The 329-nt window shown below is 47.4% G+C and carries 1 protein-coding gene; it reads right to left on the reverse strand.

The window, feature by feature from the left end; all coding sequences use genetic code 11:
• Positions 1 to 8: 8 nt before the first annotated feature.
• A complete protein-coding gene (locus BP822_RS03295) occupies positions 9 to 140 on the reverse strand; it encodes a hypothetical protein (protein ID WP_286877736.1) in 132 nt (43 codons plus the stop codon).
• Positions 141 to 329: the final 189 nt, after the last annotated feature.

Here is a 329-nt window from a genome sequence, read left to right on the forward strand (position 1 = left end):
GCAGAAGCCTATTTCTCTACTTCTCCTCTGCCTATTAAATCATCCAGATTCTCTTCCATGAGCTTCTTGCTTTTGATCTCTTCTTTTTTGCCGCCCTTTCTCTCCGCATTTCGCTTCTTAAAGTCAGCCAAGAATCTCACCACTTCTACAGAGGAATGGTATGGATAATTAAGCTTTCCATCATTCTTTTAAAGTGCCTGGCGACTTCCCTTGTAGACCCACTGGTCGTATATCCCCCTGGAGTCTTGGTTGTCGATTACCTCACCCCTCCAGCCCGCCTTCCCCATCTCCTTCGCGATGAGATCCGCTTCCTTTTGGGAGTAGACGGT

Source organism: Methanosaeta sp. UBA458 (assembly GCF_002496085.1).
Classification (GTDB): domain Archaea; phylum Halobacteriota; class Methanosarcinia; order Methanotrichales; family Methanotrichaceae; genus Methanothrix; species Methanothrix soehngenii.